The following is a 13,647-nucleotide window of genomic DNA, read 5'->3' as shown; positions in this document are numbered from 1 at the left end:
TGCCCGCAAACCACATCTACGGGCACCACGATGCAGCAGACCACGCACCCTCCCGCGGCCATCTACGACGACACCGTCGTGCGGCAGTTCGCACTCATGTCGGTGGTCTGGGGGGTGGTCGGCATGCTGGTCGGCGTGATCATCGCCTCGCAGCTGACCTGGCCCGAACTCAACCTCGGCATTCCCTGGCTCAGCTACGGCCGCCTGCGTCCGCTGCACACCAACGCGGTGATCTTCGCCTTCGGCGGCTGCGCGCTCATGGCCACGAGCTTCCACGTGGTGCAGCGCACCTGCCAGGTCCGGCTGTTCGCACCGGCGCTGGCCTCGTTCGTGTTCTGGGGCTGGCAGCTGGTGATCGTCGCCGCCGCCATCAGCCTGCCGCTGGGCTACACCAGCGGCAAGGAATACGCCGAGCTCGAATGGCCCATCGACATCCTGATCGCCGTGGTCTGGGTGGCCTACGCCATCGTGTTCTTCGGCACCATCGGCCTGCGCAAGGTGCGCCACATCTACGTGGCCAACTGGTTCTACGGCGCCTTCATCATCGCGGTGGCGCTGCTGCACATCGTCAACAGCGCGGCCATTCCGGCCGGCTGGATGAAGAGCTACTCGGCCTACGCCGGCGTGCAGGACGCGATGGTGCAGTGGTGGTACGGCCACAACGCCGTGGGCTTCTTCCTCACGGCCGGCTTCCTGGGAATGATGTACTACTACATCCCCAAGCAGGCGGGGCGCCCGGTGTACTCGTACCGGCTGTCGATCGTGCACTTCTGGGCGCTGATCTTCACCTACATGTGGGCCGGCCCGCACCACCTGCACTACACCGCGCTGCCCGACTGGACGCAGTCGCTGGGCATGGTGTTCTCGCTCATCCTTCTGGCGCCCAGCTGGGGCGGCATGATCAACGGCGTGATGACGCTCTCGGGCGCCTGGCACAAGCTGCGCACCGACCCGATCCTGCGCTTCTTGATCGTCGCGCTGTCGTTCTACGGCATGTCGACCTTCGAGGGCCCGATGATGTCCATCAAGACCGTCAACGCCCTGAGCCACTACACCGACTGGACCGTCGGCCACGTGCACTCCGGCGCGCTGGGCTGGGTGGGCTTCATCACCATGGGGTCGCTCTACTACCTGATCCCGCGCATGTACGGCCGCCTCGCCATGTACAGCGTGCGCGCCATCGACGTGCACTTCTGGATGGCCACCATCGGCATCGTGCTGTACATCGCCGCGATGTGGATCGCCGGCGTGATGCAGGGCCTCATGTGGCGCGAGATCAATGCCGACGGCACGCTGACCTACACCTTCGTCGAGAGCGTGAAGGCCACCTTCCCCTACTACCTGGTGCGCGTGATCGGCGGCGTGCTCTACCTGGGCGGCATGCTGGTCATGGCCTGGAACGTCTGGATGACTGTGATCACCGGCCGCTCGGTGCGCGCCGAGATCCCGGCCGTTGCCGCCGCCCACGCCTGAAGCCCCAAAGCCTTTGAAGACGCACGATGAACGCACCTGACAACCAGAACTCCGCGCCCGCCGCCACCGGCTTCACGCACGAGAAGGTCGAGACCAACAACCTGCTGATGATCGTGCTGATCCTGCTGGTGGTGGCCATCGGCGGCCTCGTGGAGATCGTGCCGCTGTTCTTCCAGAAGTCGACCACCGAGGCGGTGGAGGGCGTGAAACCGCTCACGCCGCTGCAACTGGCCGGCCGCGACGTGTACCTGCGCGAGGGTTGCTACAACTGCCACTCGCAGATGATCCGCCCCTTCCGCTCGGAGACGCTGCGCTACGGCCACTACTCGGTGGCCGGCGAGTTCGTGTACGACCACCCCTTCCAGTGGGGCAGCAAGCGCACCGGTCCCGACCTGCACCGCGTGGGCGGCAAGTACAGCGACGAGTGGCACCGCATCCACCTGAACAACCCGCGCGACCTCGTGCCCGAGTCGAACATGCCGGCCTACCCGTGGCTGGAGAAGGGGCTGGTCGACGCCGGCAGCATCGCCACCCGCATGCGCGCGCTGCGCACGGTGGGCGTGCCCTACACCGACGAAGAGATTGCCAAGGCCGCCGACGAGGTCGCCGGCAAGACCGACATGGACGCCACCGTGGCCTACCTGCAGTCGCTGGGCCTGGCGCTCAAGTAAGAAGAAAGAACAGGCAACGCCCCATGACCGACATCACCACCTTGCGCATCGCCGCCACCATCGCCTGCTTCGTCGTCTTCATCGGCATCGTGGCCTGGGCCTGCTCGCGCCGCAACACGCAGCGCTTCGCCGAAGCGGCCCGGTTGCCGTTCGAGCAGGACTGAAGGGACACACACGATGAGCGACTTCATTAGTAACTTCTGGTCCAGCTACGTGGCCGTGGCCTCGCTGCTGAGCATCCTGGGCTGCGTGCTGCTCTTGTGGCTCACGGCGCGCAAGCGCGTGCCCTCCGACGCTGACAACACCACCGGCCACGTGTGGGACGAAGACCTGCGCGAAGCCAACAACCCGCTGCCGCTGTGGTGGGTGGGCCTGTTCGTGCTGACCATCGTCTTCTCGCTGGGCTACCTGGCCGTGTTCCCGGGCCTGGGCAGCTTCCGCGGCACGAACGACTGGAGCTCGCGCGCCGAGTACCAGCAGGACGTGGCCAAGGCCACGCAGGCGCTGGCGCCGGTGTACGCGCGCTACACGCCCATGCCCCTGGAGGAGGTCGCGCGCGACCCGCAGGCCCGTGCCATCGGCGAGCGCCTGTTCATGAACAACTGCGCGCAGTGCCACGGTTCCGACGCGCGCGGCAGCAAGGGCTTTCCCAACCTCACCGACGCCGACTGGCTGCACGGCGGCACGCCCGACAAGATCGTCGAGTCGATCACCAAGGGCCGCATCGGCACCATGCCGCCGGCCGCCGCGATGGTCGGCACGCCCGACGACGTGAAGAACGTCGCCAACTATGTGCTGAGCCTGTCGGGCGAGCCGCACGACTCGCTGCGCGCGGGCCTGGGCAAGCCCAAGTTCGCCGCCTGCGCGGCCTGCCACGGCATCGGCGGCGTGGGCAACCCGGCGCTGGGCGCCCCGCGCCTGAACGACCGCATCTGGCTGCACGGCTACGGCGAGGCCGCCATCGTGCAGATCATCAACGAGGGCAAGCACAGCGCCATGCCCGCGCAGGAAGGCCGCCTGACCGAGGCCCAGATCAAGCTGCTGGCCTCCTACGTGTGGGGCATGTCCAACCCTGCGACCGGGACGCCATGACGCGAAAGACGGTCATCCCGATCGTCAGTGCGCCGCCCGCCGCGGCGCCGGAGGTCGGCCTGTACGAGGCGACGAAGAAGATCTACCCGCGCAGTGTGCAGGGCCTGTTCGCGCGCTGGCGCTGGGGCATGGTCTTTCTCACGCAGCTGGTGTTCTACGGCATGCCCTGGGTGGAATGGGGCGAGCGGCAGATGGTGCTGTTCGACCTGGCCGCGCGGCGCTTCTACATCTTCGGCCTGGTGCTGTACCCGCAGGACCTGATCTACCTGTCGGGCCTGCTGGTGATCAGCGCGCTCTCTCTGTTCCTCTTCACGGCCGTGGCCGGGCGCCTGTGGTGCGGTTATGCCTGCCCGCAGACCGTCTACACCGAGATGTTCCTGTGGGTGGAGCAGCGCATCGAAGGCAACCGCAGCGCGCGCATCCGGCTCGACGCTGGTGCGTTCTCGCTCGAGAAGCTCGTGAAGAAGGCCTTCAAGCACCTCGTCTGGATCGGCATCGCGCTGTGGACGGGCTTCACCTTCGTGGGCTACTTCACGCCCATCCGCGAGCTGGGCATGGCCTTCCTGCAGACGCAGATGGGTTCGTGGGAGGTGTTCTGGGTGTTCTTCTACGGCTTTGCCACCTACGGCAACGCTGGCTTCATGCGCGAGCAGGTGTGCAAGTACATGTGCCCCTACGCGCGCTTCCAGAGCGCGATGTTCGACCGCGACACGCTCATCGTCAGCTACGACCCGCAGCGCGGCGAGCCGCGCGCACCGCGCCGCAAGAACGTCGACCCGCGCAGCGCCGCCTTGGGCGACTGCATCGACTGCAGCCTGTGCGTGCAGGTGTGCCCCACCGGCATCGACATCCGCCAGGGCCTGCAGTACGAGTGCATCGGCTGCGGCCTGTGCGTGGACGCCTGCGACAGCGTGATGGACAAGATGGGCTACGCGCCGCGCCTCATCCGCTACGACACGCAGAACGGCATGGAGGCCGGCTGGTCGCGCCGCCAGCTGTGGCGCCGCGTGCTGCGCCCGCGCGTGCTGGTCTACACCGCATTGCTCGCGCTGCTGGTGGCGGGCCTGCTCGCCAGCCTGGTCGCGCGCACGCCGCTGAAGGTCGACGTGGTGCGCGACCGTGCCTCGCTGGCGCGCATCGTCGAGGGCGGGCGGCTGGAGAACGTCTACCGGCTGCAGATCATGAATGCGACCGAGCGCACGCAGCACTACCGCATCGCCGCGCGCGGCATCGACGGGTTGAGCGTGGCCTCGCCCGACGAGGCCATCGAGGTCGATCCCGCGCAGGCGCGCTGGGTCGCGGTGCGGCTGCAGGTGCCTTATGGCGCGGCGCCGGCCGGTTCGCACACGGTGCACTTCGACATCCGGCAGGCGGATGGCGCGGCGCAGGTTTCCGAAAAAGCGGTCTTCCTGGTGCCGCGCTGAAAGGTCTTCCCATGAACGATGCCCTGCCGATGAACGCGCCCGCGACCTCCGGCCCCTGGTGGCGCTACCCGTTGGTCTGGCTGGTGATCGCGGGGCCCGCCGCCGTGGTGCTCGCGAGCATCGCGACCGTGTGGCTGGCGCTGCGCACGCCCGAGGTGCTGGTGTCGGAGGACTACTACCGCGAAGGCATCGAGATCAACCGCACGCTGGCCGACAAGAAGCGCATGCCGGCGCAGGCCGGGCGCAACCATGCGGCGACGCCCGAGGACGATGTGCCGGTGCCCAGGAGGGGCGCGCAGTGAGTGCCATGCGCCGCATCGCCGGCATCCTGTGGCCGTCGTTCCTCGTGGCCTGCGGCATGGAGGTGCTGGTGTTTGCCATGATCGACCCGATCCATTCGTACTGCGGCGCCGATGCGCTGCGCATGTCGCGCCAGGGCATCTACACCGTGTCCTTCTTCGTTTTCTGGCTGATGGCGGCGGCCTCGAGCGCGTGCACCACGCTGCTGGCGCTGCCGTCCGAGAAAGAGACTGCGTCATGAACCTGCCCCTGGCCTGCGTTCCCGAGACCCCGTCCGTGCTGCCCGTCGAGCTGCTGCGCCGCTTCGACATGCCCGGCCCGCGCTACACCTCGTACCCCACGGCCGATCGCTTCGTCGAGACCTTCGGCGCCGACGACTACGCGCAGGCGCTGCACGTGCGGCGCGACGCGGATGCGGCCGGCGAACCGCTGTCGCTGTATGTGCACATCCCGTTCTGCGAATCGTTGTGCTACTACTGCGCGTGCAACAAGGTCGTCACCAAGCACCGCGAGCGCGGGCGGCAGTACCTCGACTACCTGGCGCGCGAAGTGGCGCTGCAGGTCGCGCAGCTCGGGCCCGGTGCGCCCGTCGGCCAGCTGCACCTGGGCGGCGGCACGCCGACCTTCCTGGACGACGAAGAACTGGGCGAGCTGGTGGCCCTGCTGCGCCGCGCGTTCGCCTTCGTGCCGGGCGGCGAGCAGTCGATCGAGATCGATCCGCGCACCGTCGATGCCAAGCGACTCGCGGCGCTGGCCGCGCTCGGCTTCAACCGTCTGAGCTTCGGCGTGCAGGACTTCGACCCCGCCGTGCAGCAGGCCGTGCACCGCATCCAGCCGGCGGCGCAGGTCTTCGCGCTGATGGACGCGGCGCGCGCACTGGGTTTCAAATCGATCAACGTCGATCTGATCTACGGCCTGCCGCGTCAGAACGATGCCTCGTTCGAGCGCACGCTCGCGCAGATCCGCGAACTGCGGCCCGACCGCATCGCGCTGTATGCCTACGCCCACCTGCCGGAGCGCTTCAAGCCGCAGCGGCGCATCGCGGCCGACGAGCTGCCCGATGCGCCCACGCGCGTGCGCATGCTCGGGCGCGCGATTGCGGCGCTCACCGAGGCCGGCTATGTCTACATCGGCATGGACCACTTCGCGCTGCCCGACGATCCGCTGGCCGTGGCCAAACGCGAGGGCCGGCTGCACCGCGACTTCCAGGGCTACAGCACGCAACCCGACGGCGACCTCGTGGCGCTCGGCGTGTCGGCCATCGGCCGCGTGGGCGCCACCTACAGCCAGAACGCGAAGACGCTGGAAGACTATTACGCGCTGCTCGACCAGGGCCGCCTGCCCGTGGTCAAGGGGCTCGCGCTGTCGGACGACGATGTGCTGCGCCGCGAGGTCATCATGGCGCTGATGTGCCGCGGCCGCGTGGACTTCGACGCCGTCGAGGCCGCGCACGGCATCGCCTTTGCGGACTACTTCGCCCCCGAGCGTGCCGCGCTGGCGCCGATGGCCGAACAAGGGCTGGTGCGCCTGTCGCCGCGTGCCATCGAGGTCACGGAGGCCGGCTGGTTCCTCGTGCGTGCGGTGGCGATGGTGTTCGACCGCTACTGCGCCGCGACGCGCACGCGCTTCTCGCGCGTGGTCTAGGAAGGTATGAGTTCCCCCGCACTCGCCGGCGCCGCATTGCTGATGGGGCTCGCCGGCGGGCCGCACTGTGTGGCGATGTGCGGTGCGGTGTCGTCCGCGGTGATCCGCATCGTGCCGGTGGGCGGGCCCGCGCAGGCGGTGCATCCCGTCGCACCGGTCGCCTTCCATCTCGGCCGCATGGCGAGCTACGCCGCCGCCGGCGCCATCGCCGCCGCGAGCCTGCACGGCCTGGGCGCAGCGAGCGCGCAGGTCGCGGCCTGGCGTCCGCTGTGGGTGATGCTGCATGTGTTCGTGCTCGCCTGGGGCGTGGTGCTCGCCGTTGCGGGCCGCCAGCCGCTGTGGGCGCAGCGCGCCGGGCGTGCCCTCGAGGCACGCCTGCGGCCCGTGGCCGGCGGCTCGCTGCTGGGCGTGCTGGCCACGGGCACGCTGTGGGTCGCGATGCCCTGCGGCCTGCTCTATTCGGCGCTCATGCTGGCCGCGCTGGGCAACGGGCCGCTCCAAGGTGCATCGACGATGGCGCTGTTCGCGCTGGGCAGCAGCGTGTCGCTGCTCGCCGCGCCGTGGCTGTGGCAGCGCTTGCGCGGGTGGGGCGACAGCGGTACGCGACAGGCCTGGGGCGCACGGCTGGCGGGGGTGTTGCTGGCAGCGGTGGCGCTGCAGGCGCTGTGGATGGACCTGAGCCACCGCATCGCCGACTGGTGCGGCTGACGCGCTAACTCCTCAGGCGATGCTCTCGATCAGCAACGCCTGCAGCACGAACCGCCGGTTGTCCGCCGCCGCCGTGCGCTCGCCGAGCAGGCCCGCGAGCGCGGCCGTGGGGTGGCTGTCGGCCGCCGCGCCGTCGTGCACCGGAATGCCTGCGTGCTGGCCGATCTGGCGCACCAGCGCGGCATCGATGCCCTCGCAGGCGACGGCGTCGTACAGCCGCCCGAGCATGCGCGCCGTGTGCTGCAGCTCCTGCACCGGCGTGTCGGTCGACAGGCTGGAACGCATCGTCGCGACCTGCGCGCCCAGTTCCTCGGCGGCCTGGCGCAGCAGGGCGAGCGCGGCGCTGTCGCCGGTCTCGCTGAGCAGGCCGAGGTTCTTGCCGCGCAGCAGCCGTGGCGGCGCGGCGCCGTCGAGCGCGGCGCGCTGGAGCAGCCGGGCGCGGCCCAGCAGGCTGGCCTCTCTCTGGGGCGACAGCGCAGCGGTGGAAGGGTGCATGGCAAGGTTCGACATGTGTCTCGCGGAGGCTAGCCACCCACGCTGCGCCGGCCTTGACGCACATCAAGGAGCGCCCCGCTGTTACACGCCGGACACAGAGCGTTCACCCGACGTTACGCACCGATGCGGGCCGTTGTCACTGCGGGGCCTCGCGCTTCCTAGCATCGAGACATCGCCTGATCGCAGGCAACGCTACACAAGACAGACAGAACGCCGAGGAATCCCCATGCTCACGAGTGCCCGCCCCAACCCCATCCTCCCGCTTCGGCCCCTTCCGACGGTGCACAAGGAAGACGCGGGCCGCCGCACGGCCGAGCGCCTGCGCCTGCTGGCCGAGCAGCTGCAACCGCAGCGCCGCATGGTGCACACGGGCGACGTGATCTACCAGGCGGGCGAGCGCTTCGGCAACCTCTACATCCTGAACTCGGGCTTCTTCAAGATCGTCAACCTCTCGGCCGACGGCCGCGAGCAGGTGGTGGGCCTGAAGTTCCGCGGCGACTGGCTGGGCTTCGACGGCATCGCGGGCCAGCGCTACGTGTGCGACGCGGTGGCGATGGACACGGGCGAGGTCTGGGTCGTGCCCTACGAATCGCTGCTGGCCGCCTGCGCCACGCACCCCGCGCTGCTGCAGATGCTGCACGCCGCGATGAGCCGCGAGATCGCGCACGACCGCGATTCGCTGATGTCGGTGTGCACCTTGCCGGCCGACGCGCGCGTGGCCGACTTCCTGCGCTACTGGGCCGAGTCGTTGGCCGACCGCGGCATGCGCACCGACGAGATCACGCTGCGCATGACGCGCGCCGAGATCGGCAACTACCTGGGCATGACGCTCGAAAGCGTGAGCCGCGCACTCTCGCGGCTGGCGCGCGACAAGGTCATCGGCTTTGCCACCAAGGGCCGGCGCGAGGTGCAGATTCCCGACGTGGGCGCGCTCTCGGCCTTCGTGCAGCGCTGCCTGGCGCCGGCGCCCGCGATGCTTCAGTAAGAAGAGACTTCGTTCACTCGCGCGCAGCCAGCAGCGCCCGCGCCATCGCGCGTGCAAGCTCGCTGCGCGAATACGGTTTGCGCAGCAGCTCCCAGCCCGGAGGCGCTTCGCGGTCGGCGTCGAGCAGCTCGGCCGAGAACCCCGACATCAGCAGCACCGCCAGCCGCGGTTGGCGTTGCACCGCCTCGGCGGCCAGCCGCGTGCCACGCATGCCGGGGCCGAGCGCGATGTCGCTCAGCAGCAGGTCGAAGGGCGTGGCCTCGGCGGCCATCGCGGGCAGTGCCTGCTCGGCGTTGGCGGCGGTCGCGACCTCGCAGCCCAGCGTGGTCAGGAAGGTGTGGACCACCTGGCGCACCTCGGCGTCGTCTTCGACCAGCATCACGCGCAGGCCCGGGGCCAGCGTGGCTTCGGCTTCGATCTCCATGGCATCTTCATCGGCAGGTGCCGCAGCGCTCGCCGCGTCGGCTTCGACCTGCGGCAGGTAGAGCGTCACGGTGGTGCCGGCGTTGAGCTTGCTGTCGATGGCGATGGCGCCGCGCGACTGCTTCACGAAGCCGTACACCGTGCTCAGGCCCAGGCCGGTGCCGCGCCCGGCCTCCTTGGTGGTGAAGAAGGGCTCGAAGAGGTGTTCCATGACCGCGTCGGTCATGCCGGTGCCGCTGTCGGCGATGGAGAGCGCGACGAAGCGGCGGCCGGCGTCGGCGTCGCTCAGTTCCTGGCGCACGGTGGCGGGCAGGGCGTCGCAGGCCTCGGCGCGAAAGTGCAGGCGCCCGCCCTCGGGCATGGCGTCGCGCGCGTTGATGGCGATGTTCAGCAGCGCCGATTCGAGCTGGCCCGGGTCGGCGCGCACGGCGGGGCAGGGGTCGTCGGCGTCGATCTCGATCTGGATGCGCTGGTCGAGCGTGCGGCGCAGCATGTCGGTGAGCGAGTGCAGCATCTGCCGCACGTCGACCGCGTCGGGCTGCAGCATCTGGCGCCGCGAGAAGGCCAGCAGCTTGCCCGTGAGTTCGGCGCCGCGCCGGCTGGCGCGCGCGGCGGCGGCCACCAGTTGCTGCGCGTAGCCGTCGGCCGCGAGCTGCGGCAGCTCTTCGAGCACCTGGAGGTTGCCCTGGATGATGGTCAGCAGGTTGTTGAAGTCGTGCGCGATGCCGCCGGTGAGCTGGCCCACGCTCTCCAGGCGCTGCGCGTGGTTCAGCGCCTCTTCGGTCTGCACGCGCTGCAGGCTGGTGGCCAGCAGGCTGGCCACCGATTCGAGAAAGCGGATCTCCTCGTCGCCGAAGCGCCGCGCGGCGGTGGCGCGCACCGACAGCATGCCGGTCACGCGGCCCCGGTCGGACAGCGGCACGGCCAGCGCGCTGACCAGCCCGGCCTCGAGGTAGGCGGGCGGCACGGTGAAGCGACGCTCTTCGCGGTAGTCCGTGACCACGACGGGGCAGCCTTGCGAGAGCACGTAGCCGGGTTGGGTGTCGGGCCGGTTGGCGATGCGCAGGCCGACGCTCTCGTCGGCGACCAGGCCCACGCCGCTGGCCAGGCGGAACTCGCGTTGGCTGCCGTCGAGCAGCCACACCATGGCCACCTCGACCTGCAATGCGGTCGCGACGATGTCGGGCACCTGCGCCAGCACCACCTGCAGGTCGCGCGTGTCGACCGCCAGCCGGCCCAGCTGCGCCAGGTGTTCGCTGTAGCGCGCGCGTTGCAGCGCCTGCTTCACGCGCGGGTAGGCGCCGATGTCGCGGATCGCGGCCACCACGAAGGGCAGGCCCTGGTTCTGCAGCGGGCTCAGCGCGATCTCGACCATCACCTCGCTGCCGTCCTTGCGCTTGGCGACGAGTTCCATGTCGGTGCCCATCGGGCGCGGGCGCGGCGCGCGGCCGTAGGCTTCGCGAAACGCCGCATGGCGCGGGCGGATGCTGTCGGGCACCAGCGCTTCCACGCTCAGGCCCACGAGCTCGTCGGCCGCGTAGCCGAGCATGGCGGCGGCCGAGGGGTTGGCCAGCACGATGCGGCCCGACTGGTCGACCACCAGCAGCGAATCGGGGTAGGCGGCGAACAGCGAGCGGAACACGCTGCCTTCCTCGACGCCCGAGGGCAGGCCGGGAATCGAGGGTGCGTTGCCGTCAGCCATGGGTGACCGGCGGCACCAGGATGTAGCCCGCGCCGCGCACCGACTTGATGAGCTGCGGATCGTCGGCGTTGGCCTCGATCTTCTTGCGCAGCCGGCCGACCTGCACGTCGATCGTGCGGTCGAAGGGGGCGGCTTCGCGACCGCGCGTCTGCTCGAGCAGGAAGTCGCGCGAGAGCACGCGGCCCGGGTGCCGCGCGAAGGCGCACAGCAGGTCGAACTCGCCGGTGGTCAGCGCCACGGCCTCGCCCTGCGCGTTGCTGAGGCTGCGCGCGGCGGTGTCCAGGCGCCAGCCGGCGAAGCGCAGGCGCTCGGGCGGCGTGGGCGCGGCGGCCGCTGCCGACGCGTCGGGCGTCAGGCGCCGCAGCACGGCCTTGACGCGCGCCGCCAGCTCGCGCAGGTCGAAGGGCTTGGTCACGTAGTCGTCGGCGCCCACTTCGAGGCCCACCACCTTGTCCACCGGGTCGCCGCGGCCGGTGACGATCACGAGGCCGCAGCGCCAGTTCTCGCGCATGTGGCGGGCGATGGAAAAACCGTCTTCGCCGGGCAGGCCGAGGTCCAGCAGCACGAGGTCGGCCGGGTCAGCGGCCATGAGCGAGCGCAGCGCCGCGCCGTCGTGGATCTGGGTGACGCGATAGCCGTGGCCCTGGAGGTAGTTGGCCAGCAGCAGCGTGATGTCGACCTCGTCGTCGAGCACCGCGATGTGGGGGGCAGAAGTCATGCGGGGGCTGGGAGAAAAAACGCCGGCGCCACGGGGAAGGGCGCAGGGAGCCGGGAAGCGTAGCACGCAAGGCGCGGCTGCGGCAGCCGCAGCGCCCGCCGTTGATCTGGCGCAAGGCATGCGGGCGGGGCGCTTCCGAGAATCGCGCCCGTTGTCCACAGGGTCCAGAAGGTACGAACGAATGGCATCTTTTCTTTTCTCGGGCGCGCTCGATCTCCCGTGGTGGGGCGTGCTGCTGGCCGCGCTGGCGCTGACGCACGTCACCATCGCCTCGGTCACCATCTTCCTGCACCGCCACCAGGCGCACCGCGCGCTCGACCTGCACCCCATCGCCAGCCATTTCTTCCGCTTCTGGCTCTGGATGACCACGGGCATGGTCACCAAGCAATGGGCCGCGGTGCACCGCAAGCACCACGCCAAGTGCGACACGCCCGACGACCCGCACAGCCCGCAGGTGGTGGGCCTGAAGCGCGTGCTCTGGGGCGGCGTGCTGCTGTACGTGGCCGAGGCGCGCAACCCCGAGACGCTCAGCCGCTACGGCCACGGCACGCCCGACGACTGGCTCGAGCGCCGGCTGTACACGCGCTACCAGACGCTGGGCATCACCTGCATGGGCCTGATCGACATGGCGCTGTTCGGCGTGCTGCCGGGCGCGCTGGTGCTGCTCGTGCAGATCGCATGGATTCCGTTCTGGGCCGCCGGCGTGGTCAACGGCATCGGCCACTTCTGGGGCTACCGCAACTGGCCCGCGTCGGACGCGAGCACGAACATCTTTCCCATCGGCCTTTTGATCGGCGGCGAGGAGCTGCACAACAACCACCACGCGTTCCCGACCTCGGCGAAGCTCTCGAACAAGTGGTTCGAGTTCGACATCGGCTGGGTCTACATCCGCGCGCTGCAGGCGCTGGGGCTGGCGAAGGTGAAGCACCTGGCGCCGAAGCCGCGCCTCACGGCGCCGCGCGCCACCGTCGACCTGCTCACGGTGCAGGCGGTGATCCGGCACCACTACGACGTGCTGTCGAACTACTCGCGCTCGCTGAAGCAGGCCTGCACCGAGGAGCTGGCGCGGGTGCATGCGCTTGCGCCGAACAAGGCCCGCGCACTGCGCGCCGCGCGGCCCTGGCTCGGCAAGGAAGAGAAGGCGCTCGACGCCACGCGCCATGCGCAGCTCACGCAAGCGCTGGTGGCTTCGCAGGCACTGGAAACGATGTACGCCATGCGGCGCGAGCTGACGGCGCTGTGGAGCCGCTCGGGCGCCACCGGCGAACAGCTCGTGAAGCGGCTGCAGGACTGGTGCGAGCGCGCCGAAGCCAGCGGCATCGCACCGCTGGCGGCCTTTGCGGTGCGGCTGCGTTCCTACGCCTGAGGACGGTCTTCGCGGGTGCCGTCAGGCCGGCCCGACCTGCACTGCCACATCGAGCGGCACGGCCCGGCGCAGCGCACTGCCCACCGGGGAGTGGGCCTCGGCCCAGTGCACCAGGTCGCGCAACGCCTGCTCCGGCACGCCCTCCGCGGCGATCCGCACCGCGACGTGCATGCGGCTGGGGCCGGCGGGCACGGAGGCCGGTTCGCCGAGCAGGCCGCGGCTGTCCGACTGGCTGCCGACGACCACTTCGAGCGTCGTCAACGCGATGCCGAGCTGCGCCGCCCGCATGGCGATCACGGTCGTCTCGCAACTCGCCAGGGCGGCGCGCATGAACCAGCCGGGCGATGGCGCTTCCCCGTGGCCTCCGATGGCCTTAGGCATGTCGGTCGCGATGGATTCCCCCGTGGGCCCGGTCACGCGAAAGTGCAAGCCCGACACCAGCGTGGCCGTGGCCGGCTTGTCCTGGGTCAGGGCGTCCTGGGGATGCGTCGCGAAATGGCTCGCGAGGGTGTCCATGGACTGCCGGATGTGCTGGGGTGAGCTCATGGCGCTGCTCCTTGAAACGGGGAACGGGCGGGCGGCTCTTGCGCGAAAGAAGCCGCGAGCGGAGCAGGCCATTCTGGGCGCGGCGCCGGGCCCCGTCAAA

Annotated in this window: 15 protein-coding genes; 11 read left to right on the top strand and 4 right to left on the bottom strand. The window is 70.0% G+C overall.

The genetic code is table 11. From position 1 onward, the window contains the following. Positions 1-30 precede the first annotated feature (30 nt). The 9 genes from ccoN to AC57B8_RS16810 are packed head-to-tail and all read left to right on the top strand — an operon-like array spanning position 31 to position 7,312. The gene (ccoN, locus tag AC57B8_RS16850; protein WP_095746592.1) at positions 31-1,473 is read left to right on the top strand and encodes a cytochrome-c oxidase, cbb3-type subunit I; all 1,443 of its coding nucleotides are present in this window, start codon (positions 31-33) and stop codon (positions 1,471-1,473) included. Between the two features lie 26 nt (positions 1,474-1,499). Next, positions 1,500-2,144: a cytochrome-c oxidase, cbb3-type subunit II gene (ccoO, locus tag AC57B8_RS16845; protein WP_062481700.1), complete on the top strand. Its 645-nt coding sequence runs from the start codon at positions 1,500-1,502 to the stop codon at positions 2,142-2,144. Between the two features lie 23 nt (positions 2,145-2,167). Beyond that, complete coding sequence (locus AC57B8_RS16840; protein ID WP_062481697.1) at positions 2,168-2,308, top strand: cbb3-type cytochrome oxidase subunit 3; 141 nt, start codon at positions 2,168-2,170, stop codon at positions 2,306-2,308. Between the two features lie 13 nt (positions 2,309-2,321). After that, positions 2,322-3,236: a cytochrome-c oxidase, cbb3-type subunit III gene (gene ccoP / locus AC57B8_RS16835; RefSeq protein WP_496480176.1), complete on the top strand. Its 915-nt coding sequence runs from the start codon at positions 2,322-2,324 to the stop codon at positions 3,234-3,236. Beyond that, positions 3,233-4,660 (top strand): cytochrome c oxidase accessory protein CcoG, encoded by a 1,428-nt coding sequence (ccoG, locus tag AC57B8_RS16830; RefSeq protein ID WP_496480175.1) that lies wholly within the window; start codon positions 3,233-3,235, stop codon positions 4,658-4,660. The genes ccoP and ccoG overlap by 4 nt, the downstream gene beginning before the upstream one ends. An 11-nt stretch (positions 4,661-4,671) precedes the next feature. Beyond that, entirely contained in the window at positions 4,672-4,962 is a 291-nt protein-coding gene (locus tag AC57B8_RS16825) for a FixH family protein (protein WP_070062094.1), read from the top strand. A 5-nt stretch (positions 4,963-4,967) separates the two neighbouring features. Further along, on the top strand, positions 4,968-5,201 hold the full coding sequence (locus AC57B8_RS16820) for a hypothetical protein (protein WP_223301390.1): 234 nt from the start codon (positions 4,968-4,970) through the stop codon (positions 5,199-5,201). Then, positions 5,198-6,604, top strand: coding sequence for an oxygen-independent coproporphyrinogen III oxidase (gene hemN, locus AC57B8_RS16815; protein ID WP_496480174.1), 1,407 nt, complete (start codon positions 5,198-5,200; stop codon positions 6,602-6,604). The genes AC57B8_RS16820 and hemN overlap by 4 nt, the downstream gene beginning before the upstream one ends. 6 nt (positions 6,605-6,610) lie before the next feature. Then, positions 6,611-7,312, top strand: a complete 702-nt coding sequence (locus tag AC57B8_RS16810; protein ID WP_496480173.1) for a sulfite exporter TauE/SafE family protein — start codon at positions 6,611-6,613, stop codon at positions 7,310-7,312. 12 nt (positions 7,313-7,324) lie between these two features. Here AC57B8_RS16810 and AC57B8_RS16805 read toward each other — a convergent pair whose 3' ends face one another. Further along, positions 7,325-7,807, bottom strand: a complete 483-nt coding sequence (locus tag AC57B8_RS16805) for a Rossmann-fold NAD(P)-binding domain-containing protein (protein ID WP_223301389.1) — start codon at positions 7,805-7,807, stop codon at positions 7,325-7,327. 226 nt (positions 7,808-8,033) lie between these two features. Between AC57B8_RS16805 and AC57B8_RS16800 the strand changes: the two genes are divergently transcribed. Next, positions 8,034-8,792 (top strand): cyclic nucleotide-binding domain-containing protein, encoded by a 759-nt coding sequence (locus AC57B8_RS16800; RefSeq protein WP_495305025.1) that lies wholly within the window; start codon positions 8,034-8,036, stop codon positions 8,790-8,792. 13 nt (positions 8,793-8,805) lie between these two features. Here AC57B8_RS16800 and AC57B8_RS16795 read toward each other — a convergent pair whose 3' ends face one another. Both AC57B8_RS16795 and AC57B8_RS16790 read right to left on the bottom strand, forming a co-directional pair. After that, the gene (locus tag AC57B8_RS16795) at positions 8,806-10,917 is read right to left on the bottom strand and encodes a PAS domain S-box protein (protein ID WP_095948752.1); all 2,112 of its coding nucleotides are present in this window, start codon (positions 10,915-10,917) and stop codon (positions 8,806-8,808) included. Next, positions 10,910-11,635, bottom strand: coding sequence for a winged helix-turn-helix domain-containing protein (locus AC57B8_RS16790; RefSeq protein ID WP_070062099.1), 726 nt, complete (start codon positions 11,633-11,635; stop codon positions 10,910-10,912). Before AC57B8_RS16790 ends, AC57B8_RS16795 begins: the two co-directional genes overlap by 8 nt. 181 nt (positions 11,636-11,816) lie before the next feature. Here AC57B8_RS16790 and AC57B8_RS16785 point away from each other — a divergent pair, with 181 nt between their 5' ends. Further along, on the top strand, positions 11,817-13,001 hold the full coding sequence (locus AC57B8_RS16785) for a DesA family fatty acid desaturase (RefSeq protein WP_062479973.1): 1,185 nt from the start codon (positions 11,817-11,819) through the stop codon (positions 12,999-13,001). Positions 13,002-13,022: 21 nt separating this feature from the next. On the opposite strand, the gene AC57B8_RS16780 is transcribed toward AC57B8_RS16785, so the two are convergent. After that, positions 13,023-13,547, bottom strand: coding sequence for an OsmC family protein (locus AC57B8_RS16780; RefSeq protein ID WP_495266660.1), 525 nt, complete (start codon positions 13,545-13,547; stop codon positions 13,023-13,025). Positions 13,548-13,647: the final 100 nt, after the last annotated feature.

Source organism: Variovorax sp. BGA-UO-ETr-C22, assembly GCF_059567965.1.
Note: the sequence above shows the minus strand (reverse complement) of the source record. Positions and strands in the feature narration are given on the sequence as shown.